Annotated in this window: 21 protein-coding genes; 11 read left to right on the top strand and 10 right to left on the bottom strand. The window is 68.9% G+C overall.

The genetic code is table 11. The annotated features are described in order from the left end of the window. The first annotated feature begins 352 nt into the window (after positions 1 to 352). The 3 genes from WS61_RS14645 to WS61_RS14635 all read left to right on the top strand — a co-directional run bounded on the left by WS61_RS14645 (position 353) and on the right by WS61_RS14635 (position 3,545). On the top strand, positions 353 to 1,795 hold the full coding sequence (locus WS61_RS14645) for a TAXI family TRAP transporter solute-binding subunit (RefSeq protein WP_059501099.1): 1,443 nt from the start codon (positions 353 to 355) through the stop codon (positions 1,793 to 1,795). Between the two features lie 94 nt (positions 1,796 to 1,889). Next, positions 1,890 to 2,528, top strand: coding sequence for a 2-hydroxychromene-2-carboxylate isomerase (locus WS61_RS14640; RefSeq protein WP_059501124.1), 639 nt, complete (start codon positions 1,890 to 1,892; stop codon positions 2,526 to 2,528). A 69-nt stretch (positions 2,529 to 2,597) separates the two neighbouring features. Beyond that, positions 2,598 to 3,545: a LysR family transcriptional regulator gene (locus WS61_RS14635; RefSeq protein WP_034206550.1), complete on the top strand. Its 948-nt coding sequence runs from the start codon at positions 2,598 to 2,600 to the stop codon at positions 3,543 to 3,545. Positions 3,546 to 3,588: 43 nt separating this feature from the next. On the opposite strand, the gene WS61_RS14630 is transcribed toward WS61_RS14635, so the two are convergent. The 4 genes from WS61_RS14630 to xdhA form a co-directional block, all read right to left on the bottom strand. After that, positions 3,589 to 3,990: a nuclear transport factor 2 family protein gene (locus WS61_RS14630; protein ID WP_059501098.1), complete on the bottom strand. Its 402-nt coding sequence runs from the start codon at positions 3,988 to 3,990 to the stop codon at positions 3,589 to 3,591. Positions 3,991 to 4,090: 100 nt separating this feature from the next. Further along, on the bottom strand, positions 4,091 to 4,708 hold the full coding sequence (xdhC, locus tag WS61_RS14625) for a xanthine dehydrogenase accessory protein XdhC (protein ID WP_059501097.1): 618 nt from the start codon (positions 4,706 to 4,708) through the stop codon (positions 4,091 to 4,093). A 69-nt stretch (positions 4,709 to 4,777) separates the two neighbouring features. Next, a complete protein-coding gene (xdhB, locus tag WS61_RS14620) occupies positions 4,778 to 7,141 on the bottom strand; it encodes a xanthine dehydrogenase molybdopterin binding subunit (protein WP_059501096.1) in 2,364 nt (787 codons plus the stop codon). Between the two features lie 18 nt (positions 7,142 to 7,159). Beyond that, entirely contained in the window at positions 7,160 to 8,749 is a 1,590-nt protein-coding gene (gene xdhA / locus WS61_RS14615) for a xanthine dehydrogenase small subunit (protein ID WP_059501095.1), read from the bottom strand. 334 nt (positions 8,750 to 9,083) lie between these two features. Between xdhA and WS61_RS14610 the strand changes: the two genes are divergently transcribed. Continuing rightward, positions 9,084 to 10,298, top strand: a complete 1,215-nt coding sequence (locus WS61_RS14610; protein WP_059501094.1) for an MFS transporter — start codon at positions 9,084 to 9,086, stop codon at positions 10,296 to 10,298. Continuing rightward, positions 10,295 to 10,450, top strand: a complete 156-nt coding sequence (locus WS61_RS34860) for a hypothetical protein (RefSeq protein ID WP_157692733.1) — start codon at positions 10,295 to 10,297, stop codon at positions 10,448 to 10,450. The genes WS61_RS14610 and WS61_RS34860 overlap by 4 nt, the downstream gene beginning before the upstream one ends. On the opposite strand, the gene WS61_RS14605 is transcribed toward WS61_RS34860, so the two are convergent. After that, positions 10,419 to 11,309, bottom strand: coding sequence for a DMT family transporter (locus tag WS61_RS14605; RefSeq protein ID WP_059501093.1), 891 nt, complete (start codon positions 11,307 to 11,309; stop codon positions 10,419 to 10,421). The genes WS61_RS34860 and WS61_RS14605 overlap by 32 nt on opposite strands. Before the next feature lie 134 nt (positions 11,310 to 11,443). Between WS61_RS14605 and WS61_RS14600 the strand changes: the two genes are divergently transcribed. Continuing rightward, positions 11,444 to 12,379: an AraC family transcriptional regulator gene (locus WS61_RS14600; RefSeq protein WP_059501092.1), complete on the top strand. Its 936-nt coding sequence runs from the start codon at positions 11,444 to 11,446 to the stop codon at positions 12,377 to 12,379. A 27-nt stretch (positions 12,380 to 12,406) separates the two neighbouring features. Here WS61_RS14600 and WS61_RS14595 read toward each other — a convergent pair whose 3' ends face one another. Further along, positions 12,407 to 13,618, bottom strand: a complete 1,212-nt coding sequence (locus WS61_RS14595; protein WP_059501091.1) for an alanine--glyoxylate aminotransferase family protein — start codon at positions 13,616 to 13,618, stop codon at positions 12,407 to 12,409. Positions 13,619 to 14,355: 737 nt separating this feature from the next. Here WS61_RS14595 and WS61_RS14590 point away from each other — a divergent pair. The 5 genes from WS61_RS14590 (at position 14,356) to WS61_RS14570 (ending at position 19,926) form a co-directional block, all read left to right on the top strand. Beyond that, complete coding sequence (locus WS61_RS14590; RefSeq protein WP_059501090.1) at positions 14,356 to 15,339, top strand: LysR family transcriptional regulator; 984 nt, start codon at positions 14,356 to 14,358, stop codon at positions 15,337 to 15,339. Between the two features lie 30 nt (positions 15,340 to 15,369). Next, the gene (locus WS61_RS14585; RefSeq protein WP_059501089.1) at positions 15,370 to 16,368 is read left to right on the top strand and encodes a 2-hydroxyacid dehydrogenase; all 999 of its coding nucleotides are present in this window, start codon (positions 15,370 to 15,372) and stop codon (positions 16,366 to 16,368) included. Between the two features lie 172 nt (positions 16,369 to 16,540). Further along, positions 16,541 to 17,278, top strand: coding sequence for a 5,6-dimethylbenzimidazole synthase (gene bluB / locus WS61_RS14580; protein ID WP_059501088.1), 738 nt, complete (start codon positions 16,541 to 16,543; stop codon positions 17,276 to 17,278). A 224-nt stretch (positions 17,279 to 17,502) separates the two neighbouring features. After that, positions 17,503 to 18,672 (top strand): MFS transporter, encoded by a 1,170-nt coding sequence (locus WS61_RS14575; RefSeq protein ID WP_059501087.1) that lies wholly within the window; start codon positions 17,503 to 17,505, stop codon positions 18,670 to 18,672. A 93-nt stretch (positions 18,673 to 18,765) separates the two neighbouring features. After that, on the top strand, positions 18,766 to 19,926 hold the full coding sequence (locus tag WS61_RS14570) for an MFS transporter (RefSeq protein WP_059501086.1): 1,161 nt from the start codon (positions 18,766 to 18,768) through the stop codon (positions 19,924 to 19,926). A 188-nt stretch (positions 19,927 to 20,114) separates the two neighbouring features. On the opposite strand, the gene fahA is transcribed toward WS61_RS14570, so the two are convergent. From fahA to WS61_RS14550, 4 genes are read right to left on the bottom strand one after another with little or no spacing between them, the layout of a single operon-like run. After that, positions 20,115 to 21,419, bottom strand: a complete 1,305-nt coding sequence (fahA, locus tag WS61_RS14565) for a fumarylacetoacetase (RefSeq protein ID WP_059501085.1) — start codon at positions 21,417 to 21,419, stop codon at positions 20,115 to 20,117. Continuing rightward, complete coding sequence (hmgA, locus tag WS61_RS14560; protein WP_059501084.1) at positions 21,416 to 22,750, bottom strand: homogentisate 1,2-dioxygenase; 1,335 nt, start codon at positions 22,748 to 22,750, stop codon at positions 21,416 to 21,418. Before hmgA ends, fahA begins: the two co-directional genes overlap by 4 nt. Before the next feature lie 15 nt (positions 22,751 to 22,765). Continuing rightward, positions 22,766 to 24,127, bottom strand: coding sequence for an MFS transporter (locus tag WS61_RS14555; protein WP_059501083.1), 1,362 nt, complete (start codon positions 24,125 to 24,127; stop codon positions 22,766 to 22,768). Continuing rightward, positions 24,124 to 24,354 carry a DUF2783 domain-containing protein gene (locus WS61_RS14550; RefSeq protein ID WP_034206533.1) on the bottom strand — a complete coding sequence of 77 codons (231 nt, stop codon included), beginning with the start codon at positions 24,352 to 24,354 and terminating at the stop codon, positions 24,124 to 24,126. Before WS61_RS14550 ends, WS61_RS14555 begins: the two co-directional genes overlap by 4 nt. Between the last annotated feature and the right edge of the window lie 27 nt (positions 24,355 to 24,381).

Genomic DNA, 24,381 nt, shown 5'->3' with positions numbered 1-24,381 from the left:
GCGGGACAGCCGGTGTTTTCCACGGCGATACGAGAGAGGCGTCACGGGCCGGCGGCCGGCGCACGCGAAAGCGGGCCGGCCGGGCCGGACAGCCGCCGGCCGGACGCGCCCGGTCTGATGACGTGCCGGGTCGCGCGCGATTCGGGCGCGGCTGCGTCGCACAATGTAATCCAGCGCCCGCGGAAGCGCAAAGCTTTTGACGCGACGGCCCGCGCCGCTGTCGCCGCGCCGCCGTGCAATCCCGCCGCGACTCGCGCATGCACGGCGAAACCGGGTACCATCGCCGCGAGCATCCGTGTCGTCCGGTGACGACCGTCACCGATGCGTCACGCCAGCGTCATCCGCCAATCCCATGAAGCCAGCCCGCCCTCGCCCGCCGCGCCGTATCCTCGCCCGCTTCGTCGCCGTCTCGTGGCGCGACCTCGCGCTGTCGATCGGCCCGACCGTGCTGCTCGCCGGCGCGGCCGTCTGGCTCGCGGTCAAGCTGATCCAGCCGGCGCCGCCGTCCACGCTCGTGATTTCGTCCGGGCCGCCCGGCAGCACCTACTGGAACGCAGCCCAGAAATACAAGACGATCCTCGCAAAAAACGGCGTCACGCTCGACGTTCAATCGTCCGAAGGTTCCGCGCAGAACCTCGCGCGGCTGTCGAACCCGAACGCGCCGGTCGACGTCGGCTTCGTGCAGAGCGGCATCGGCCCGAAGGAGCGCGACGAGCATCTCGTGTCGCTCGGCAGCATCGGCTACGTGCCGCTCGCGATCATGTACCGCGGCCCGGTCGTCGGGCGCCTGTCCGACTTCAAGGGCAAGCGGCTCGCGCTCGGCGCGCAAGGCAGCGGCGCGCGCGAACTGAGCCTCGCGCTGCTGAAGATGAACGGCATCGTGCCGGGCGGCCCGACCGAGCTCCTGCCGACGGCCGGCGAGGACGCCGCGACCGCGCTGCTCGACGGCAAGATCGACGCCGCGTTCCTGTCGGGCGACTCGACGCAGATCCCGGTGATGGCGAAGCTGTTCCGCGCGCCGGGCGTGCACGTCTACTCGTTCACGCAGGCCGACGCGTATGCGCGGCGCTTTCCGTACCTGACCGCGATCACGCTGCCGATGGGCGTCTACGATCTCGGCCGCAACCTGCCGCCCGCCGACATCCACACGGTCGCGCCGACGATCGAACTCGTCGCGCGCGACTCGCTGCACCCCGCGCTGTCCGACCTGCTGATCGAGGCGGCGCGCGAAGTACACGGCCACGCGACGATCCTGCAGCACGCAGGCGAATTCCCGTCGTCCGTCACGCGCGGCTTCCCGCTGTCCGACGATGCCGCCCGCTACTACAAGTCGGGCAAGACCTTCCTGTACCGACGGCTGCCGTTCTGGGTCGCGAGCCTCGTCGACCGGCTGCTGGTGGTGGTCGTGCCGCTGATCGTCGTGCTGATTCCCGGGTTGCGGCTCGTGCCGTCGCTGTACGGCTGGCGCGTGCGCTCGCGCATCTACCGCTGGTACGGCGCGCTGATCGCGCTCGAGCGCAGCGCGCTCGGCGAACATACGGCCGAGGAGCGCGTCAAGCTGCTCGACGAGCTCGACGACATCGAGGAAGCGGTGAACCGGATGAAGATGCCGCTCGCGTACGCGGGGCAGTTCTACGTGCTGCGCGAGCACATCGGCTTCGTGCGCGAACGGCTCACCGCGCACGACCAGGATGCGCCGGCGGCCCCGCCCGGCGCCGGCAATCCGCCGGCACGCACGGAAACCGACCCGCCGCCGGCCGGCGACGCCCCCCGGGCGACTCCCGGTTCCGCGTAAGCGAACGATCCGCGATCATTGCTGCATGCGCGCGCCGCCGCGTAACATGGAGGCCGCCGCCAGGCGCCGCACGCCCCACCTTCTGGAGAACGACATGACAACCGGCCTCGACACCGCCCAACCCGCCTGGTTCTTCGACTTCGTGTCGCCGTTCTCGTATCTGCTGCTCGAACAGCACGACAAATGGCCGGACGTGCCGTTCAACCCGGTCGCCGTCTCGCTGCCCGACCTGCAGCGCCACTGGGGCCAACGCCCGAGCGCCGACGTGCCGGCCAAACGCGTGTTCACGTACCGGCATGCGCTGTTTCGCGCGGAACAACTCGGCATCCGCTTCAAGATGCCGCCCGCGCATCCGTTCGATTCCGACAAGGTCCTGCGCCTCGCGATCGCGCTGCGCGCCGATATCGTGACGGTGCTGGAAATGTTTCGCTTCATCTGGCGCGAAGGGAACGATCCGTCGACGCCGGAAGGCTTCGCGGCGCTGTGCGAACGCGTCGGCGTCGGCCACGGCGACGAGCTGATCGAATTCGAGGAAACCGCTGCACAACTGACCCGCAACACGGCCGACGCGATCTCGCTCGGCGTGTTCGGCGTGCCCACCTTCTGGATGAACAAGCAGCTGTTCTGGGGCGAGGACGCGCTGCCGATGGTGCTGTACTGCGCGCGCACGCCGAACTGGCTCGAATCGCGCGAGGTCAAGCGGATCAGCACGCTGCCGAAGGGCCGCGCGTGATGGCCGGTATCACGCACGGCAACGCGCGGCTGCGGTAAGGTTACGCGTCACCGGAATCACCCCCCATCGATGGAAGACGACGACCGTACCGCCTCGCTCGACATCTGGCTCGTGCGCGTGTTGCGCACGCTGCTGCTCGAGCGCAGCGTCACGCAGGCCGCGCTGCGGCTGAACCAGACCCAGCCCGCGATCAGCACCGCGCTGCGCAAGCTGCGCGAGACGCTGAACGACCCGATCCTCGTGCGCGGCAAGTCCGGCATGGTGCCGACCGAATACGGCGCGTCGCTGCTCGACGCCGCATCGCGCGCGCTGCGCGAGGTCGATTTCATCGCGACGCCGCACGGCGACTTCGATCCGTCGTCCGCGCGGCGCACGTTCCGCGTCGCCGCGCCCGACTACCTGAACGATTTCTTCATGCCGACGCTGATCGAGCGCTTTCGCGACGCGGCGCCGCATGCCCATCTGGAGATCGATTCGCTGAATCCCGCGCTCGACCACGCGGGTGCGCTCGAATCGGGCGCGCTCGATCTCGTGATCGGCAACTGGCCGAAGCCCGACCCGCAGTTCGCGCGCCAGGACCTGTTCTCCGACACAATCGTATGCCTGATGCGCGACGCGCATCCGCTCGCCCGCGTGCCGCTCACGCGCGACGCGTATGCGTCGGCCGCGCACGTCGCGCCCACCCCGTACACCGGCGACAAGCGCAACGCGATCGAGATCGGCCTGGCGCGCGCGCGCCTCACGCGACGCATCGTGACGACGCTGCCATACTTCGGGATCGTGCCGCAGGTGCTGCTGCAGTCGGACCTGATCTTCACGACGACGCGCCGCTTCGCGACGCACTATGCGCAACTGCTGCCGCTCGTCGTCGTCGCGCCGCCCGTACCGTTCCCGCGTATCAAGAGCTACCTGCTCACGCATCCGCAGCCCGATCGGCCGACCGACATCGCGTGGCTGTGCGCGCTGATGCAGAGCGTATCCGACGAGCTGACGGTCGCCCGCACGCGCAAGCGCTGACGCGCGGCCGGCGCGCCGCGCGACCGTTCGACAGCGCGGCCGCTCAGGCCGTGCAGAAGGTTTCCTGCAGATGGGTCCAGCGCACGACGCCCGCCGCGTCGCGCGCGAACACGGCGGTCGCACGGCGCGCGGGCAACTCGCCCGCCGCCGCGTGCTGCGCTTCGAGATAGGCGATCACCGCATGCGATGCGTCGGCCGCGAGCACGCGGATCTCCGACAGCGTGATGCGCAGCCCCGGCTTCGCGCCGGCCAGCTTCGCGAACAGCGCGCGCGTGCCGTCACGGTCGACCACGCGGCCGTCGGTCAGGGTCATCGTGAAATCGGCGGCAAACGCCGCGAGCAGCGCATCGAGCACCGCCGGCGCGGTATCGACGCCGGACAGCCAGCGCTCGATAACGACGAGGCTCGCATCGAGCGCGTCGAGATAGACGGAGTGATCGGACATGGGTGTGCACGGTGAGGTGAAGCACGGCCCGCTGCCGCGCGTCGTCGTGCAGTGTATGCAAAAACGCGCGACCGTGCGCCGGCCGCGCGACATCGGCGTTTTACCGCGCGCAGGACACGTCTTCGCGTGCGCGCCCGGCCGCCGCCGCCTTCGCATCGGCCACCCGCATGCCCGAGCGTGCCTGCAGCAGCTCCGCGCAGACGGCCACCGCGATCGCGCCCGGCGCCTTGTCGACGATGCCGGCGACACCGATCGGACACACCATCTCGACGAGCCGCGCCGGATCGACGCCGCGCGCAACGAGCCGGCGCTCGAACTTCACGCGCTTGGTGCGCGAGCCGATCATCCCGAAGTACGCGTAGTCGCGCCGCCGCATGATCTGCGCGGCGAGCGAGAAGTCGAGCGCGTGGTTGTGCGTCATCACGAGGAAGTACGCACCGGGCGGCGCCGCGTCGACGACGGCCTCCGGCGTGTCGGTCGGCTCCGGCTGCACGTTCGGCGGACATTCGTCCGGGAACAGCTCGTCGCGCGTGTCGACCCACTGCACGACGCACGGCAGCGCGCCGAGCAGCGTGACGAGCGCGTGCCCGACGTGCCCGGCGCCGAACAGCACGATGTGCATCGGCGCCGGCGCGCCGGTCGCGCGGTTGCGCTGGCCGGTGCCTTGCGCGAACGCCGGGGTCGACGCGGCGCGCGACGGCTGGGCCGGCCCGTTCATGCCAGCCTCCGCCGGGCCGTGCCGCCGTGAGCGGGCAACGTACGAAGCGCGCGCAAAGAGCGTTTCATGTCAGCCTGCCTGGCCCGCGCGGGCCGCACGCACCGCGCCGATCGCGCGCAGGATCGACTCGCCGGTGGCCGGCGCGTCGAGCGGCGGATTCACCTGGTAATCGCCGACTGCCGCGATCGCGTCGCGCACCGCGAAGAACACCGAGAACGGCAGCAGCAGCGGCGGCTCGCCGACGGCCTTCGAGCGGTGGATGCTGTCCTCGACGTTGCGGTTCTGGAACAGCCGCACGTTGAACTCGGGCGGCGTGTCGTTCACCGTCGGGATCTTGTACGTGGACGGCGCATGCGTCATCAGCTTGCCGCCCTGGTTCCACCACAGCTCCTCGGTCGTCAGCCAGCCCATCCCCTGGATGAACGCGCCTTCGACCTGGCCGATGTCGAGCGCCGGGTTCAGCGACGCGCCCACGTCGTGCAGCGCATCGACGCGCAGCGTGCGCATCTCGCCCGTCAGCGTGTCGATCACGACTTCCGACACGGCCGCGCCGTACGAGTAGTAGTAGAACGGGCGGCCCTGCAGTTTCGACTGATCCCAGTGCAGCTTCGGCGTCGCGTAGAAGCCGTCGGACCACAGCTGCACGCGCGCGAGGTAGGCCTTCGCGATCACTTCGCCGAACGGCACGCTCGCGCCGCCGATCCACACGAAGTCGTTGCCGAACTTCACGTCGGCCGCATCGACCGTGCCGTCGCCGAACTGCTTCGCCGCGAACGCCGCGAGCCGCTCGCGCAACTGGCGCGCCGCATCCTGCGCGGCCTTGCCGTTCAGGTCCGAGCCCGTCGACGCGGCGGTCGCGGACGTGTTCGCGACCTTGCTCGTATCGGTCGCCGTCACGCGGATCCGGCCGAAGCGGATGCCGAGCTCGTGCGCGACCACCTGCGCGACCTTCGTGTTGAGCCCCTGCCCCATTTCCGTGCCGCCGTGGTTCACGAGCACCGAGCCGTCGGTGTAGATGTGCACCAGCGCGCCCGCCTGGTTGAAGTGCGTGACGTTGAACGCGATGCCGAATTTCACCGGCGTGAGCGCGATGCCCTTCTTCAGCACCGGGTTGCGCGCGTTGAACGCGCGCACGCCCGCGCGCCGCGCACGGTAGTCGCTCGTCGTCTCGAGTTCGCCGAGCAGCTCGTGCAGGACGTTGTCCTCGACCGTCTGCCCGTACGGCGTCACGTTGCGTTCGGTCTTGCCGTACAGGTTCGCGTAGCGCACGTCGAGCGGATCGCGGCCGAGCGAGCGCGCGATGTCGTCGAGGATGTATTCGATCGCGAACGCGCCCTGCGGGCCGCCGAAGCCGCGGAACGCGGTGTTCGACTGCGTGTTGGTCTTGCCGCAGTAGCCGGCGATGTCGACGTCGCCAAGCCAGTACGCGTTGTCGAAGTGGCACACCGCGCGCGTCATCACCGGGCCCGACAGGTCGGCCGAGAAGCCGCAGCGCGACGTCATGTCGAGCGCGACGCCGTCGATGCGGCCGTCGTCGTCGTAGCCGACGTCGAAGCGGTAATGGAAGTCGTGCCGCTTGCCGGTGATCATCATGTCGTCGTCGCGGTCCGGACGCAGCTTCACCGGGCACAGCAGCTTCCACGCGGCAAGCGCCGCGCAGCACGCGAACAGGCCCGACTGCGATTCCTTGCCGCCGAACCCGCCGCCCATCCGGCGGCATTCGACCAGCACGTTGTGCGACGCGACGCCGAGCACGTGCGCGACGAGGTGCTGCATCTCGCTCGGGTGCTGCGTCGAGCAGTACACGTGCATCCCGTCGTCGTCCTTCGGCACCGCGTACGCGATCTGCCCTTCCAGGTAGAACTGCTCCTGCCCGCCGAGCAGCATCTCGCCCGACTCGCGGTGCGGCGCGGCGGCGAGCCGCGCGGCCGCGTCGCCGCGCGCGAGCTTCAGCGGCGGGATCACGTAGGTTTCGGCCTTGCGCGCTTCCTGCGCGGTCAGGATCGCGGGCAGCTCCTCGTAGTCGACCTGCGCGCGGCGCGCGGCGAGCCGCGCGGTCTCGTGCGACGTCGCGACGACGATGAACATCGGCTGGCCGACGAACTGCACGACGCCCTTCGCGAGCACCGGATCGTCGTGGACGATCGGCCCGCAATCGTTGACGCCCGGGATGTCGTCGGCCGTGAACACGGCGACCACGCCCGGCGTCGCGCGCACCGCGTCGAAGTTCATCGACACGATCCTCGCGTGCGGCTTCGCCGACAACCCGAGCGCCGCGTGCAGCGTGCCCGCGACGAGCGGGATGTCGTCGGTGTAGGTGGCGCGCCCGCTCACGTGCAGGTGGGCGGACTCGTGCGCGCGCGACACGTGCACTTGCGCGGCGTCGGCCTGCGGGTCGACGGTGCTGAGGAACGGTTCTGCTTGCTGGTTCATGTTCGGTGTTCTCCGTCTTCAGACGCGCGCCGCGTCGTTGGCAACTTCGGCGGCTACTTCGCGCACGTTCAGCGCCTGCGGCGGCAGCGGGTCGTGCGGACGCGTCTCCAGCCAGAACCGGAACATCAGGTTCTTCGCGGTATCGAGGCGATACGTGCTCGTCGCGCGCATGTCGGACAGCGGCTGGTAGTCGCGTTCGAGCGCCTGCATCGCGGCCTGCGCGGTGGCTTCGTGCCACTGTGCGCCGTCGAGCACGGCTTCCGTATGTGTGGCGCGCTTCGGCGTCGCCGCCATCCCGCCGAACGCGACGCGCGGCTCGCGGATCGTGTCGCCGTCCGCGATGAACGCGAACGCCGCGCACACGGCCGAGATGTCGGAGTCGAACCGCTTCGACAGCTTGTAGGTGCGGAACTGCAGCTTCGCGCGCGCGCCGGTGCGGGTCGGCACCTTCAGGCCGACGACGAATTCATGCGGCGCCATGTCCTTTTGCTGATAGCCCGTGTAGAGCGCTTCGAGCGGCAGCTCGCGCACCGTGTCGCGGCCGCGCAGTACGACCCGCGCGCCGAGCGCGATCAGGCCCGGCATCGAATCGCCGATCGGCGAGCCGTTCGCGACGTTGCCGCCGATCGTGCCCGCGTTGCGGATCGGCAGCGACGCGAAGCGCTTCCACATCTCGGTCAGCTCCGGGTAGGTGCGGGCGAGTGCCGCATAGGCCTTCTCGACCGTCACGCCCGCGCCGATCTCGATCCAGTCGTCGCCGTCCACGACCTGCTGCAGTTCGGCGATCTGGCCGACGTAAATCAGATCGTCGAGGCGGCGCATCTGCTTGGTGACCCACAGCCCGATGTCGGTGCTGCCCGCGAGGATGCGCGCGTCGGGACGCTCGGCCTTCAGCGCGGCCAGCGCGTCGAGCGTGCGCGGCGCGGCAAAGCGCGCGCCGTTGGCCGCCGTGTAGTCGAACGTGTCGTCGCGCTTGAGCGATGCGAGCGTGCGGGCAAGCGCCGCTGTGTCGACCACCGCCGACGGCGCCGGCGAGGCTTCGCCGGTCGCGCCTTCGCCGGTCGCACCTTCGCCGGTCGCATCGAACATCCGCACCGCCGCATCGACGATCGGGCGATAACCGGTGCAGCGGCACAGGTTGCCCGTCAGCGCATCGGCGATCTCGGTGCGCGTCGGCACGTCCTTCGCCTTCGCGCACGCGTTGCCGCAGCCTTCGTGGCCGTGCTTCTCGTACAGCGCCCACATCGACATCACGAAGCCGGGCGTGCAGAACCCGCATTGCGAACCGTGGCAATCGACCATCGCCTGCTGCACCGGATGCAATGCGCCGTCCGGCCGGCGCAGGTCCTCGACCGTCAGGAGCGCCTTGCCGTCGAGCGTCGGCAAGAACTGGATGCACGCGTTGACGGCCTTGAACTCGACCGCGCCGGCGTCGGTCAGTTCGCCGACGACGACCGTGCACGCGCCGCAGTCGCCTTCCGCGCAGCCTTCCTTGGTGCCGGTGCAATGCGCGTCCTCGCGCAGGTATTGCAGCACGGTGCGGGTCACGTCCGCGCCGCTGACTTCGCGGATCGCGTGACGATGGTAGAAGCGAATCGGCTCACTCATGTCTCGGTGTTTCTTCAAATTGGGGGCAAGGCGGCCTGCGCGGAGCGCTCGACCGACGTTTTTCCGACAGTTTGAACGCTATCACCGTCAAATTCCGCAACCCATAGTCCATCGCGCATGCGGCTCATATAACTGCCGCGATATGCGCGCCCGGCCGCCCGCGCCCTTTGCCGCACCGTGCGCTCTGCCGTTCCCGGCGCCCGCGACCGCAGGTCGTCTTCGCGAACGGCGGCCCGGTTAACTAAACGGTACCTGCGTGAAAACCGGTTCCATGGGAAAATCCCGATTCCCTTTTCCGCCGTTTTCCGTTCGATCCGTCATTCGTTCCGACCCCATGTCAACCGATTCCGCCACACCGCCGCACAGCGGGTTCGCGGTCACGCTGCAAATCGTGTCCGTCGTCTGCTTCACGTTCATCTGCTACCTGACCATCGGCCTGCCGCTCGCGGTGCTGCCGGGCTTCGTCCACGACGACCTCGGCTTTTCCGCGATCGTCGCGGGCGGCGCGATCAGCGTCCAGTATTTCGCGACGCTCGCGTCGCGGCCGCTCGCCGGGCGCCTCGCCGATACGCTGGGGCCGAAGCAGACGGTGCTGCGCGGGCTGGTCGGCTGCGGCGTGTCGGGCGTGCTGCTGCTCGTCGCGCTGCTGCTCGCACACTGGCCGGTCGCGAGCCTCGTGCTGCTGATCGCGAGCCGGCTCGTGCTCGGCGTCGGCGAAAGCCTGTGCGGCACCGGCGCGATCCTGTGGGGCATCGGCCGGGTCGGCGTCGCGCACAACGCGAAGGTGATCTCGTGGAACGGCATCGCGACCTACGGCGCGCTCGCGCTCGGCGCGCCGGTCGGCGTCGCGATCGCCCATACGCTGAATCCGGCGCTGATCGGCGTGATCGTGATCGCGCTGGCCGCGCTCGGCTTCTACCTCGCCCGCCTGATCGCTGCCGTGCCGCTCGTGCACGGCGAACGGATGTCGTATGCGAGCGTGTTCACGCGCGTGCTGCCGCACGGCCTCGGCCTCGCGCTCGGCTCGGCCGGCTTCGGCTCGATCGCGACGTTCGTCACGCTGTACTACGCGGCGCGCCACTGGCCGAACGCCGCGCTGTCGCTGACCGTGTTCGGCACGCTGTTCATCGGCGCGCGCCTGCTGTTCGCGAACACGATCAAGACCCACGGCGGCTTCCGCGTCGCGATCGTGTCGTTCGCGTTCGAATGCGCGGGCCTCGTGCTGCTGTGGCTCGCGCCGGTGCCGCACGTCGCGCTCGTCGGCGCGGCACTGACGGGCTTCGGCTTCGCGCTGATCTTCCCGGCGCTCGGCGTCGAGGCCGTCGCACTCGTGCCGCCCGCGAGCCGCGGCGCGGCGCTGTCTGCGTATTCGGTGTTCCTCGACCTGTCGCTCGGCATCACCGGCCCGCTCGCCGGCTATGTCGCGGGCGCGTTCGGCTATCCGCAGGTGTTCCTGTTCGCGGCGGTGGCCGCCGCCGCGGGCGTCGCGCTGTCGATGGTGCTGTATCAGCGGCAGGCGCGTGTGGCGGGAAGCGGCGCGGCGGCTTGATCACGCCGCTCGCCTCACGGCGGCCAGTTGCGAAAGTCGCGGCGCCGTCGCGTCAAAAAGAAAACGCCTGCATCGCGCAGGCGTTTTTTTATATGGCGGCCGTTGCGATGGCCGGCGCGGTCACGCCGTCCGCAGAAACAACCGGCGCGTGAGATCGAACGCGACGAGATTGCCGGCCACCACGAGCAGCAGCCCGATCACCGCGAGCGGCGACCATTGGTAGCCCTCGAACACCGTCGACACGGCCAGCGCGACGATCGGGAACAGCACCGTGCAGTACGCGGCGCGCTCCGGCCCGATCCGGCCGACGAGCGTCAGGTAGGCGGTGAAGCCGATCACCGAGCCCGGCACGGCCAGGTACACGAGCGCGCCGAGATAGCGCGGGCTCATGTCGAGCGTGAACGGCATTCCGGCCACCGCGCTGCCGACGGTCAGGATCGCCGCGCCGATCAGCATCGCCCAGCCGTTGGTCGCGAGCGGGTGCAGCCCCATCGACTGCATCCGGCTCGACAGCAGGTTGCCCGCCGAGAAACACATCGTGCCGGCGAACGCGATCGCGAGCCCGATCCAAGTCGCGTGATCGTCGAGATGGCCGGCCATCTGCTGCCAGAACAGGCATGCGATGCCGGTCAGGCCGAGCAGCGCGCCGGCGATCGCCGACGGCCGCAGCGGGCGGCCCATGAACAGCCGGCCGTTGATCGAGTTCAGCAGCGGCGCAGTCGAGAAGATCACCGCGACGAGCCCGCTCGGCACGACCTGCTCCGCATAGTAGAAGCACAGGAAATTCAGGCAGAACAGCGCGAAGCCCTGCGCGGCGAGAAAGCGCCACGCTTCGCGCGGCGGGCGCACCGGTCGGCGCATCACGCGCAGCAGGGCGAACAGCACGGCGGCCGCGAGCCAGAAGCGCCACGCGATCGACACGGGCGGCGGCACCGAGCCGAGTTGCCACTTGATCGCGATCCAGGTAGTGCCCCAGATCAGCACGGTGACGAAATAAAGCGACAGGTTCATGGCGACAATCCGGGAAATCGGGTGAATCGGGATCCCGACTATGCCGCCGCACCGCGCGTGCCGATTGTCCGGAATTGCGGTCTTTTTCGGGACGCCGCACACGCGGTCGCGCGGCCGCTTATACTCGGCGCATCATGAGTCCCTCCCTCTGCGCCCCGCCCGTCGACCGCGCCGCCGCCCTGGCCGGCGGCGATCTGCCGTTCGGCCTGCAGTCGGTCTGCCGCACGCTCGCCGACGCGAACGCGACGCTCGAGCGCTTCGCGTGGCTCGGCGACCATCTCGCGATCGCCGAATGGACGCGGATCACCGACGAAAGCGAGACGATCTACGAGCAGCCCGGTCACCACACGCTGTCGTGCTACCTCGACGGCGGCTACCGGACCGAGCGCCAGCGCGTGCCGCGCTACGGCGCGCCGAGCCTGCTGTGCGCATTGCCGGGCGACCATGAATCGCGCTGGTGGGTGCGCGGCGAAATGCATTTCATCCACCTGTATTTCCTGCCCGAACACTTCACGCAGCGCGCGATCCGCGAGCTCGACCGCGAACCGCGCGAACTGAAGCTGGCCGATCGCACCTATTTCGAGGATGCGCGCGTCGCCGCGCTGCTGCGCTCGCTTGCGCTCGACGGCTGGGACGATGCCGACGACCGGCTGCGCGCGAACGAAACCGCGCATGACGTGCTGAGCCTGCTGCTGCGCGGCCAGAGCACGACGCGCACCGACACGTCGTACCGCGGCGGGCTCGCGCCGGCCGTGCGCCGCCGCGTGCGCGACTACATCGACACGTACCTGACGCAGCCGCTGACGCTCGGCGAACTCGCCGAGGTCGCCGCGCTGTCCGAATACCATTTCTCGCGGATGTTCCGGCTGTCGTTCGGCCGTGCGCCGCACGCATGGGTGGCCGAGCAACGGCTCGCTCGGGCCCGCGAGCTGCTGCGCACGACGGCGCTGCCGCTCGCGCAGATCGCGGCCGACTGCGGCTACGCGAACGCCGGCCACTTCAGCCATCGCTTTCGCGACGCGCACGGCACGACGCCGAATACGTACCGGCGCGCGATGCAGGGCCGCTGAGCGCGGCCCCGTGGCGCTGTTCCGCGCTTACGCGCCGCGCCGCGACAGTTCCTGTTCGAGCGCGGCGACGCCGGCCGGCAGGTCGACCGGCACCTTCAGGTCGACCATCGTGCGGCCGAACGCATGCAGCGTGCGGAACAGGTTGTGTTCGCGGCACTGCTCGCCCATCTGCCCGATCCGCACGATCGGCAACCCGAACGAACCCGAGATCTCGACCTGGTACTGCTTCGAGATATGGCCGCAGACCATTCCCGGCGTGAGCCCCTCCGGCGTCTCGATCCCGACCACCGAATTGAGCCGGCAGTCCTTCGGCGCATAAAGCTTGAGCCCCATCGATTCGACACCCGCCTGCAGCGCCAGCGAGCAGCGCAGGTGGCGCGCGAAGCGGCTTTCGAGCGTCTCCGCGCAGACGAGCCGCAGCGCCTCGTGCAGCGCGAGCACGCCCGACACGGGCGCCGTGTAGTGATAGCCGGCGTTGTGCCAGAAGTTCTCCGCGAGCGCCATGTCGAGGCACCAGTGCGCATTCGGCTCGGGGCGCTTCTTCATGCGTTCCCACGCGGCATCGGAAAACGCGATCAGCGACACGCCCGGAATCGACGACAGCCCCTTCTGGCCGCCGGTGATCACCGCGTCGATGCCCCACGCGTCCATCTCGAGCGGCATCGTCGACAGCGTGCACACCGCGTCGACGACCACCAGCGCGCCGGCCGCCTTCGCGAGCGCGGCGATGTCGCGCAGGTCGCGGTTCCATACGGTGTTCGACGTCTCGCCCTGCACGATCGTGACGATCTCGGGCCGCTCGCGCGCGATCGCGTCGGCGATCTCGTCGAGGCTCGCGACCGCGCGGTCGGCGACTTCGAGCGTCGCGACGTCGGCGCCGACGCGCGTGGCCATCTCGGCCATCCGCGCGCTGAAAAAGCCGTTGCGGATCGACAGCACGCGCGTGCCGCGCCACGCGAGGTTCGAGATCGCCATTTCCATCGCGGCCGAGCCTGGGCCCGCAACGCCGAGCACCCACTTCGTGCGGGTCTGGAACACGTAGCGCGCCATCTCCTTCACCTGCTCGATGATCTTCGCCATCGTCGCGCCGAGATGGTTGATCACGATCGTGTTCGCCTTGGCCACCACGGCCGGGATCGGAACCGGGCCGGCCCCCATCATCAGCAGCGGTTCTTCGGGCAGGATCGCGTCGAGCGGCACGACGACGGGACAGGGAATCGGCGAATAATCGATGGACATGGCTGGAAAAAGGTGAGGAAAGGAAAATGCTCGGACGCCCGTGACATGGCACGGCGAACCGGTCGATCATTCCGCGTTCCGCCGCCCCGCGCAAGAGGCACGCACGTCCGGACAGCGCGACGCCGGCCGGTCGCCGGACCGGGCCAGCCGGTTGCGCCACGACCCGCCGGATTGAAAAATGGATTGCCGGCCGGTTCCGAAACGGTTCCATTCGAGTTCCGCCCGCACGATTTTCTCCGTCAATATCGGCAACGATTCGCCGACACCGGCGGTTCAGCCGGATTCTCGGTTCGAACGAAATGGAGCGGTCACCTGATACAAATCGCGGAGCGAATTCGATACACAAAATCCGAACGTGGAAAAAACATCCACTATTGCGGCATGTATTGGGGAGCGATTCCGAAATTGCCCTGTCACGGTTCGCATGAATTTAGCTCAACACGTTGATTGGAATAGGCAATCCCGGCCGCCTCGGCGCATATTCCAATACCGCACCGTTTTTCGCGGGAGGATCTTGCTGCATTGCAGCGTTAAACCGGTACTCGCGATTTCGATTTTACGCAAGCCGCCCATTTTCTCAGGTTGACGGATATCGGTTCCGTATTGAACAATCGTCTGCGGAATCGAAATTCGATTTTCGATACGAGGGAGAGCTGGGGCCGCGCAATGCGCTTTCGATGTCGTGCGGCGATAAATCACAACCAAAATCAATCAACCGGGCCAGAAATACGCAAGCCATGAACCAGATTCAGACCATGCGTGTATTCGTCTGCGTCGCCGAACAGCAAAGCTTTCGGCGCGCGGCGCACCATCTCGGCGTGTCCAATGCGCTCGTCACGCGTTCGATCGCGATGCTCGAGGGCCACCTGAACACACGGCTGATCCATCGCACCACGCGCAACCTGTCGCTCACCGAGGCCGGCGTGCGCTACCTCGATGGTTGCCGCGCGCTGCTCGAGGAATTCGACCACCTCGAATCGTCGGTCGCGCATGCTGCGCGCGAACCGGCCGGCACGCTGCGCGTCGTCGCGTCGGGGCTGCTGTCGCCGCTGGCGCTGACGCCGCTCGTCAGCAGCTTCCGGCACCGCTATCCGGAGCTGCGCGTGCAGCTGACCGTCGCCGAAGGCCCGCTCGACGTACTCGATTCGGGCTACGACGTCGGCATCGTCACCGGCACCCGGCTCGACGGCAACCCGTCGCTGATCGGCCATGCGCTCGCGCCGAACCCGTTCGTCGCGTGCGCGGCGCCGGCCTATCTCGACCGGCGCGGCGAGCCGCGCGTGCCAGACGATCTACCGGGCCACGACTGGGTCACGCTCGCGCCGCACCAGCACGCACCGACGTGGCAACTGGTCGGTCACGACGGCGTCGCCCATTCGGTCACGGTGCGCCCGGCCTGCACGGTCAACCAGCTCGCGCTCGTGCAGGCGGCGGCCGTGGCCGGCGCCGGCATCGCGGTGCTGCCCGAGCCGTGCGTGACCGACGCGCTCAACCACGGCACGCTCGTGCGGCTGATGGCCGGCTACCGGATCGACGATCCCGACGCGCAGTTGTCGCTCGTCTATCCGAACCGCCAGTACGTGCCGGCCCGCACGCGCAGCTTCGTCGAGCACGCACTCGAGCACTTCGGCGCGCCGTCCGCCCGCGAGCGGACGGACTACGGCTTCCTGCGGCCGGTGCGCGGGCCCGAACACGCCGATATCGTCACGGGCCTGCAGTAAACTGCGCGCGTCAGCCATCGGAGGTGCAGCGTGCGCGTGATCCTGTTCAGCAGCCGGCAGTACGACGAAGATTCGTTCACCGCCGCCAACCGGCAGTTCGGCTATCGGCTGCACTTCCAGCCGTCGCACCTCGACGCGGAAACGGCGATCCTTGCGCACGGCTATGACGTCGTCTGCCCGTTCGTCAACGACACCGTCGATGCGGCCGTGCTCGAGCGGCTCGCCGACGGCGGCACGCGGCTGATCGCGCTGCGCTCGGCGGGCTTCAACCATGTCGACCTCTCCGCCGCCGAACGGCTCGGCATCGCGGTCGTACGCGTGCCCGCGTATTCGCCGCACGCGGTCGCCGAGCACGCGGTCGCGCTGATCCTCGCGCTCAACCGCCGCCTGCCGCGCGCCGTCGCACGCACGCGCGAAGGCGATTTCTCGCTGAACGGGCTGCTCGGCTTCGACCTGCACGGCAAGACCGTCGGCGTGATCGGCACCGGCATCATCGGCAGCGTGTTCGCGAAGATCATGATGGGTTTCGGGATGCACGTGCTCGCGCACTCGGTACCGCCGTACAACGACGAGCTGATCGCGTTCGGCGCGCGCTACGTCGAGCTCGACGAGTTGCTGCATCACGCCGACATCGTCAGCCTGCATTGCCCGCTGCTGCCGTCGACACACCACCTGATCGACGAACGAACGCTCGCGCGGATGAAGCACGGCGCGATGCTGATCAACACGGGGCGCGGCGGCCTCGTCGATGCGCAGGCGCTGATCGACGCGCTCAAGAGCGGCCAGCTCGGCCATCTCGGGCTCGACGTGTACGAAGAGGAAAGCGGGCTTTTCTTCGAGGATCACTCCGACCTGCCGCTGCAGGACGACGTGCTCGCGCGCCTGCTGACGTTCCCGAACGTGATCGTCACGTCACACCAGGCATTCTTCACGCGCGAGGCGCTGGCCGAGATCGCGCACACGACGCTGCTGAACATCGAGGCGTGGCATGCGGGCGCGCCGCAGAACGTCGTCATGCCAAACCGTTGAGAAACAGCCCGTTTGACGGCCAGCAGCGCATCCGCAATCGTTTGCTTCTGCTCATTGCCGCTCACCGCACCCAACCTCGTCAACAATTGAGTGCATTGTTTCGCGTGAAGTAACGTTTCGTGCGCGCCGTCTGTTATCGTTGCGCCGACGTCCTTCCCTGCCTTTGCCGCTCATGCGTTTCGACGATTCCGACATCGCCGCCGTCTATCGCGCCATCTTCGAACGGCGCGACATGCGCCACTTCACGCCGGCGCCCGTCGATCCGGCCGTGCTCGCGCGGCTGCTGCGCGCGGCGCACCACGCACCGAGCGTCGGCTTCATGCAGCCGTGGCGCTTCATCCGCGTCACCGATCCCGCATTGCGCACCGCCATTCACGCGCTGGTCGAGGCCGAGCGCCGCGCGACCGCCGACGCGCTCGGCGAGCGTCAGGACGAATTCATGCGGCTGAAGGTCGAGGGCGTGCGCGAATGCGGCGAGCTCCTGGTCGTCGCGCTCGCCGACGGCCGCGAACGCCATGTGTTCGGCCGCCGCACGCTGCCGGAGATGGATCTGGCATCCGCCGCATGCGCGATCCAGAACATGTGGCTCGCGGCGCGCGCGGAAGGCCTCGGGATGGGCTGGGTGTCGCTGTTCGACGTCGATGCGCTGCGCACGCTGCTGCGGATGCCCGACGGCGCGAAGCCGATCGCCGTGCTGTGCATCGGGCACGTCGATGCGTTCTATGCGAAGCCGATGCTCGAAGCAGAACGCTGGGCCGCGCGGATGCCGATCGAAGCCTGCCTGTTCGAGAACGGCTGGGACGCGCCGGCGGCGATCGACGGGGCCGGATCGGCTGCGTCGCCGGCAGATGCTGAAATCGAAAAAACCTCGGCCGCGATACCCGACGGGGCGCCCGAACGCATCGCCTGATGCACGGTTCGGCAGCCACCATCGTGCCGCTACCGAATCGCCGCCGATCCCACGGGGGGAAGCTCCCCGCCCGCCGCCCCGTCGCACGCCGGCAACAACCGTTTTGGCCCCAAGCATAGGGGTTTTCACTGAAGTAGAATCGCGGCTGACGTTCGCCTGACCGACCGCCCGTCCCGCGCATCCCGCGCCTGGCTCGAGCGGCATCCTTTCCCGAGCCTACCGCGATGCCCCTGCCTCTTTTCGCCCTTGCCGTCGCCGCATTTGGAATCGGTACCACCGAATTCGTGATCATGGGCCTGCTGCCGAACGTCGCGCGCGACCTCGGCGTGTCGATCCCGGCCGCCGGAATGCTCGTGTCGGGCTATGCGCTCGGCGTGACGGTCGGCGCGCCGATCCTCGCGATCGTCACCGCGAAGATGCCGCGCAAGCGTGCGCTGATGGGTCTGATCGGGCTGTTCATCGCGGGCAACCTGTTCTGCGCGATCGCGCCCGGCTACGCGGTGCTGATGGCCGCGCGCGTCGTCACCGCGTTCTGCCACGGTGCGTTCTTCGGCATCGGCTCGGTGGTCGCGAGCAACCTCGTCGCGCCGAACCGCCGCGCGCAGGCGATCGCGCTGATGTTCACCGGCCTCACGCTCGCGAACGTGCTCGGCGTGCCGCTCGGCACCGCGCTCGGCCAGGCGTTCGGCTGGCGCGCGACGTTCTGGGCCGTCACCGGCATCGGCATCGCCGCGGCCGCCGCGCTCGCGGTGTGCCTGCCGAAAAATCTCGCGATGCCCGACACCAGCATCACGCGCGAATTCAGCGTGCTGAAGCACCCACAGGTGCTGATGGTGCTCGGCATCAGCGTGCTCGCGTCCGCGAGCCTGTTCAGCGTGTTCACGTACATCACGCCGATCCTCGAGGACGTGACGGGCTTCTCGCCACGCCAGGTCACCTACGTGCTGCTGCTGTTCGGCCTCGGCCTGACGGTCGGCGGTACGCTCGGCGGCAAGCTCGCCGACTGGCGCCGGATGCCGTCGCTGATCGCGACGCTCGCGCTGATCGGCATCGTCCTCTCGCTGTTCGCGGGCACGATGCATCTGCCGTTCGCCGCGCTCGCGACGATTTTCGTGTGGGGTATCCTCGCGTTCGCGATCGTGCCGCCGCTGCAGATCATGATCGTCGATCGCGCGAGCGACGCGCCGAACCTCGCATCGACGCTGAACCAGGGCGCGTTCAACCTCGGCAACGCGACCGGCGCGTGGCTCGGCGGCATGGCGATCGGCTCCGGCGTGTCGCTCGTGAACCTGCCGTGGGTCGGCGTCGCGATGGCCGTCGCCGCGCTCGCGCTCACGCTGTGGTCGGCGTCGCTCGAACGTCGCCCGGTGGCCGTGCCGACCGAATACGTGTAACGCGACCCTGCCGCGATCGTTGCGGACACAACTCCATCCGAACCTGACGGCCTTCATGGACCTTTCAACGATCGCGGTGTAGCATCGCGGCCGATGAAAGCCATTCTCAATCGCGATTTCCTCGCGCTGATCCTGAGCGTCGCGGTCGTCGGCCTCGGCACCGGCGCCACGCTGCCGCTCACGGCACTTGCACTGACCGAAGCCGGACACGGCACCAACGTCGTCGGCATGCTGACGGCCGCGCAGGCCCTCGGCGGCCTCGCGATCGTCCCGTTCGTCACCGCGCTCGCGCGGCATATCGGCGCGCGCCGCGCGATCGTCGTGTCGGTCATGCTGCTCGCGGCCGCCACCGCGCTGATGCAGTTCACGTCGAACCTGGTCCTGTGGGGCGTGCTGCGCGTGCTGTGCGGCGCCGCGCTGATGCTGCTGTTCACGATCGGCGAGGCGTGGGTCAACCAGCTCGCCGACGATTCGACGCGCGGCCGCGTCGTCGCGATCTACGCGACCAATTTCACGCTGTTCCAGATGGCGGGCCCCGTGCTCGTCAGCCAGATCGCCGGCGCGACGAGCATCCGCTTCGCGCTGTGCGGCGCGCTGTTCCTGCTCGCGCTGCCGACGCTCGCGACGATCCGCCGTGCGCCGCTCGCCGGCGACGACGCGCATCACGACGCGCACGGCCGCTGGCTCGACGTGCTGCCGCGCATGCCCGCGCTGATCATCGGCACCGGCTTCTTCGCGCTGTTCGATACGCTCGCGCTGTCGCTGCTGCCGCTCTACGCGATGGATCACGGCGTCGCGAGCGCGACCGCCGTGCTGCTCGCGTCGATCATGCTGTTCGGCGATACCGCGATGCAGTTCCCGATCGGCTGGCTCGCGGACAAGCTCGGCCGCGAACGCGTGCATCTCGGCGCCGGCTGGATCGTGCTCGCGGGCCTGCCGCTGCTGCCGTTCGTGATCGCGAACCCGTGGCTGTGCTGGCCGCTGCTGTTCGTCCTCGGCGCGGCGGCCGGCAGCATCTATACGCTGTCGCTCGTCGCGTGCGGCGAGCGTTTCCGCGGCGCAGCGCTCGTCACCGCGAGCTCGCTCGTGTCGGCGTCGTGGAGCGCCGCGAGCTTCGGCGGCCCGCTGGTTGCGGGCGCGTTGATGGAGCAACTGGGCAGCAACGCGCTGATCGGCGTGCTGGTCGCCTGCGTCGCCGCGTTCGTCGTGGCCGCATTGTGGGAACGGCGCGCGGCGGTGCAACGCGCGGTCTGATGCAGATTGGCGTTGGCGTTGGCGTTGGCGTTGGCGTTGGCGTTGGCGCGCAACATCATGCGTCGATACGCGTCGGCCCGCTCGCACCCATCCTCCGGTCAACGAAAAACGGTCCGCGCAATGCGGACCGTCCCGTCATTCCGTACTAGCGTGGCCGGCCTGCGCGTGACTTCCCGCGCTGCGGTCCGTCAAGCACGCCGCGCCGGCAAAATCTTGCCCGCACACGTGCCGAAGCCGACGCGATAGCCGTCGCCCTGGCACCAGCCGGCAAGCGTCAGCTCGTCGCCGTCCTCGATGAACGTGCGGCTGCCGCCGCCGTTCAGCGCGACCGGCTCCTTGCCGTTCCACGTCAGTTCGAGCAGGCTGCCGAACGAATCCTTGGTCGGCCCGCTGATCGTGCCCGAACCCATCAGGTCGCCCACGCGGGTGTTGCAGCCGGCCACCGTGTGATGCGCCAACTGCTGCGCCATCGTCCAGTACATGTGCTTGAAGTTCGTTCGGCAGATCGACGTCGCTTCGGCTGCCCCCTCGGCCCGTAGCGTCACCTCCAACGCGATGTCGAACGCATGCTTGCCCGCATGCTGCAGATACGCGAGCGGTTGCGGCGACTGCTCCGGCTGCGCGACGCGGAACGGTTCGAGCGCGTCGAGCGTGACGATCCACGGCGAGATCGTCGTCGCGAAGCCCTTCGAGTTGAACGGGCCGAGCGGCACGTACTCCCACTGCTGGATGTCGCGCGCGCTCCAGTCGTTCAGCAGCACCATCCCGAAGATATGCGCTTCCGCGTCCTCGCACGCGATCGGCTCGCCGAGCGCGTTGCCTTTCCCGACGATGAAGCCCGTCTCCAGTTCGATGTCGAGCTTGCGGCACGCGCCGAACACCGGGCGCTCCTGGTCGGGCAGCTTCAGTTGCCCGTTCGGGCGCCGCACCGGCGTGCCGCTCACGACCACCGACGACGCGCGGCCGTTGTAGCCGATTGGCATCTCCGACCAGTTCGGCAGCAGCGCATTCTTCGGATCGCGGAACATCGAGCCGACGTTGGTCGCGTGCTCCTTCGACGAATAGAAATCGGTGTAGCCGGGAATCTCGACCGGCAGATGCAGCGTCGCATCGCGCTGCGCGACGAGCACCTGCGCGCGCAGCGCCGCATCGTCACGCAGCGTCGCGTTGTCGCGCGAGAACAGCGCCGACAGTTGCACACGCACGCTGCGCCACGTGTCGCGGCCGAGCGCGATGAACGCGTTGAGCGTCGGCACGGCGAATGCATCGGCGCCGGCCGGCAGCGTCACGAGGCCCGCACGCGCGAGCGCCGCGAGGTCGACAATCTGGTCGCCCAGCGCGACGCCGGCACGGCGCGCCGGTTGCTTCGCGTCGCTGAAGATCCCGAACGGCAGGTTCTGGATCGGGAAATCGCAGGCGGGATCGTTCGCGGTCTCGACCCAGCTCTTGCGGGCCGGATCGAGCGTCGCGCGCCAGTCTTGGGTATCGCTCACTTTTGCTCCGGATTGAAGTGTTTCTTGATGCCTTGCCAACATTCGAAGTAATCGGCCTGCAGCTGCGCGGTGTCGAGCGCGTAGCGCGTCGGCCGGATCAGCGTGCGGGTTTCGAACATGAACGCCATCGTCGCGTCGACCTTGTGCGGCTTCGTCGTATCGCTCGCGGACGCCTTCTCGAACGTGTCCGCATCGGGCCCGTGGCCCGACATGCAGTTGTGCAGGCTCGCGCCGCCCGGCACGAAGCCCTCGGCCTTCGCGTCGTACGCGCCGTGCACGAGCCCCATGAACTCGCTCGCGACGTTGCGGTGGAACCACGGCGGGCGGAACGTATCCTCGGCCGCGAGCCAGCGCGGCGGGAAGATCACGAAGTCGATCGTGTCGACGCCCGGCGTGTCGCTCTGCGCCTGCAGCACGAGGAAGATCGACGGATCGGGATGGTCGAAGCTGATCGAGCCGATCGTGTTGAACAGGCGCAGGTCGTATTTATACGGTGCGTAGTTGCCGTGCCATGCGACGACGTCGAGCGGCGAATGGCCGATGTCCGCGCGCCAGAGGCGCCCGTTCAGCTTCGCGACCAGGTCGAACGCACCTTCGCGGTCTTCGTAGGCGGCCTGCGGCGTCAGGAAGTCGCGCGGGTTCGCGAGCCCGTTCGAGCCGATCGGGCCGAGATCCGGCAGGCGCAGCAGCGCGCCGAAGTTCTCGCAGATATAGCCGCGCGCGTCGCCGTCCGGCAGCGCGACGGCAAAACGCACGCCGCGCGGAATCACCGCGATCTCGAACGGCTCGACGTCGAGCCGGCCCAATTCGGTCGCGATGAACAGGCGCCCCTGCTGCGGCACGATCAGCAGTTCGCCGTCCGCGCTGTAGAAGAAGCGGTCCTGCATCGAGCGGTTCGCCGCATACACGTGGATCGCGCAGCCGTTCATCGCGGCGGCCGAGCCGTTGCCGGCCATCGTCACGAGGCCGTCGACGAAATCGGTCGGCTCGACCGGCATCGGCAGCGGATCCCAGCGCAACTGGTTCGGCGGCGTCGGCGGCACGTCGGCCGAATCGGCGAAATCCGACACGAGCCGCTGCGGGCCCGCATACGGCTCGAACGGCCGGTGCACGGCGGCCGGGCGGATCCGGTACAGCCACGAGCGGCGGTTGTGGCCGCGCGGTGCGGTAAACGCGGTGCCCGACAACTGCTCCGCGTACAGCCCGTACGGCGCGCGCTGCGGCGAGTTGCGACCGTGCGGCAGCGCGCCGGGCAGCGCCTCGGTCGCGAATTCGTTCGCGAAACCGCTCAGGTAGCCGGCGGTCGCCGGTTTCGACAGGTCAAGCGTCATCGTTTCGTTTCTCCATCAATTCAGGGCGGCGTTCGGCGCCTGCGCGCCGCTGCGCCGCGTGACGCCCGCCAGGCCCAGCACGAACAGCGCCGAGCACAGCACGGGCACCGCGGCCGCGTGGAACAGCGCGCCGTTCGACCAGTTGAGCGCAATCAATTGCCCGCCGACGAGCGGCCCGAGCACCGAGCCGATCCGGCCGATGCCGAGGCTCCAGCCGATACCGGTCGAGCGCAGCGACGTCGGGTAATACTGGCCCGCGAGCGCGTTCACGGCCGGCTGCCCGCCGACTACGCAGAACCCGCCCGCGAACACGACCACCAGCAGCCACGGCAGCGCATGCGCGACCGAGCCGATCAGCCCCACCGACACGGCCGCGCACACGAAGCACGCGAACAGCACGCGCACGAAACCATGACGTTCGATGAACCAGCCGAGCGACAGCGTGCCGATCACGCCGCCCGTCTGCAGCACCGTGCCGACGATCACCGCCGTGCTCGGCGAATAGCCGGCGTCGCGCATCACGGTCGGCAGCCAGTTCGACAGGAAGTACAGGTCGATCAGGTTCATGAAGCTGATGGCCCACAGCAGCAACGTGACCGGCAGGCGGCCATGGCGGAACAGCTCGGCGACCGGCGCGCCGCTCGCGGCACGCTCGCGCACGACGAGCCGCGTATTCGCATCGATGCCGGCTTGCGGCGCGAACCGCGCGAGCCAGTCGCGCGCCTGCGCGACGCGCCCTTTCAGCACCAGGAACTGCAGCGACTCGGGCAGCCGCGCGAGCATCGCGATCGTCAGCACGAGCGGCACCGCGCCGCCGACAAAGAACACCGAACGCCAGCCCAGCGCCGGAATCAGCGCCGCGCTGATGAAGCCGCCGACCGCCGCGCCGAGCGTGAAGCCGCACGACACGATCATCATCCGCTTCACGCGATGCGCGGCCGGGCTGAACTCGCCGACCAGCGCCATCGCGTTCGGCATGATGCAGCCGAGGCCGAGGCCGGTGACGAAGCGCAGCGCCATCAGCACGGGGATCGAGCTCGCGAACGGCGTCGCGAGCATCGTCGCCGCGAAGAACAGCGTCGAGCCGATCAGCACCGGGCGCCGGCCGATCCGGTCGGCCAGCACCGACAGCCCGAGCGCGCCGAGCAGCATCCCGAACAGGCTCGCGCTGAACACCGGCCCGAGCGCCTGCTTCGGCACGCCCCATTCGGCGATCACGCTCGGTGCGACGTAGCCCATCGCCTGCGCATCGAAGCCGTCGATCACGAGGCATAGCCCACACAGCATCAGCAGCATCCAGTGAAAACCCGGGCGATGGGTCTCGTCGATCACGCGCTCGACTTCGAGCACGCGCGCGTCGGCCGGCGCCGCGCTCATTGCGCGACCTCGGCGGCCGGATGCACGGGCGGCGTCACGCCCTGGCGCGCGAGCGCCATCGCTTCGCGCAGCACGTCGGCGTCGCCGACCTGGTTCGCGAGCAACAGGATCAGCTTCGCGTTGACGAGCTGGCTGTCGGCATCCGACAGGTCGCGATGCATGTCGATCAGCGCTTCGTAGAACGCGTCGGGGTCGGCCAGGCGCGGGCGGGTATCGAGTGGGGGCATGACGGTGTCTCCGGTGTCTTTGTCGTA

This window comes from Burkholderia sp. ABCPW 11, from assembly GCF_001523445.1.
Classification (GTDB): Bacteria; Pseudomonadota; Gammaproteobacteria; order Burkholderiales; family Burkholderiaceae; genus Burkholderia.
The sequence above is the reverse complement of the archived record's forward strand: the minus strand, read 5'-3'. Positions and strand labels throughout refer to the sequence as shown.

Excerpts from the sequence above, each read along its gene's own strand:
- WS61_RS14645 (WP_059501099.1), top strand. The coding sequence starts at position 353 with ATGAAGCCAGCCCGCCCTCGCCCGCCGCGCCGTATCCTCGCCCGCTTC.
- WS61_RS14640 (WP_059501124.1), top strand. The coding sequence starts at position 1,890 with ATGACAACCGGCCTCGACACCGCCCAACCCGCCTGGTTCTTCGACTTC.
- WS61_RS14635 (WP_034206550.1), top strand. The coding sequence starts at position 2,598 with ATGGAAGACGACGACCGTACCGCCTCGCTCGACATCTGGCTCGTGCGC.
- WS61_RS14630 (WP_059501098.1), bottom strand. The coding sequence starts at position 3,990 with ATGTCCGATCACTCCGTCTATCTCGACGCGCTCGATGCGAGCCTCGTC.
- xdhC (WP_059501097.1), bottom strand. The coding sequence starts at position 4,708 with ATGAACGGGCCGGCCCAGCCGTCGCGCGCCGCGTCGACCCCGGCGTTC.
- xdhB (WP_059501096.1), bottom strand. The coding sequence starts at position 7,141 with ATGAACCAGCAAGCAGAACCGTTCCTCAGCACCGTCGACCCGCAGGCC.
- xdhA (WP_059501095.1), bottom strand. The coding sequence starts at position 8,749 with ATGAGTGAGCCGATTCGCTTCTACCATCGTCACGCGATCCGCGAAGTC.
- WS61_RS14610 (WP_059501094.1), top strand. The coding sequence starts at position 9,084 with ATGTCAACCGATTCCGCCACACCGCCGCACAGCGGGTTCGCGGTCACG.
- WS61_RS14605 (WP_059501093.1), bottom strand. The coding sequence starts at position 11,309 with ATGAACCTGTCGCTTTATTTCGTCACCGTGCTGATCTGGGGCACTACC.
- WS61_RS14600 (WP_059501092.1), top strand. The coding sequence starts at position 11,444 with ATGAGTCCCTCCCTCTGCGCCCCGCCCGTCGACCGCGCCGCCGCCCTG.
- WS61_RS14595 (WP_059501091.1), bottom strand. The coding sequence starts at position 13,618 with ATGTCCATCGATTATTCGCCGATTCCCTGTCCCGTCGTCGTGCCGCTC.
- WS61_RS14590 (WP_059501090.1), top strand. The coding sequence starts at position 14,356 with ATGAACCAGATTCAGACCATGCGTGTATTCGTCTGCGTCGCCGAACAG.
- bluB (WP_059501088.1), top strand. The coding sequence starts at position 16,541 with ATGCGTTTCGACGATTCCGACATCGCCGCCGTCTATCGCGCCATCTTC.
- WS61_RS14575 (WP_059501087.1), top strand. The coding sequence starts at position 17,503 with ATGCCCCTGCCTCTTTTCGCCCTTGCCGTCGCCGCATTTGGAATCGGT.
- WS61_RS14570 (WP_059501086.1), top strand. The coding sequence starts at position 18,766 with ATGAAAGCCATTCTCAATCGCGATTTCCTCGCGCTGATCCTGAGCGTC.
- hmgA (WP_059501084.1), bottom strand. The coding sequence starts at position 22,750 with ATGACGCTTGACCTGTCGAAACCGGCGACCGCCGGCTACCTGAGCGGT.
- WS61_RS14555 (WP_059501083.1), bottom strand. The coding sequence starts at position 24,127 with ATGAGCGCGGCGCCGGCCGACGCGCGCGTGCTCGAAGTCGAGCGCGTG.
- WS61_RS14550 (WP_034206533.1), bottom strand. The coding sequence starts at position 24,354 with ATGCCCCCACTCGATACCCGCCCGCGCCTGGCCGACCCCGACGCGTTC.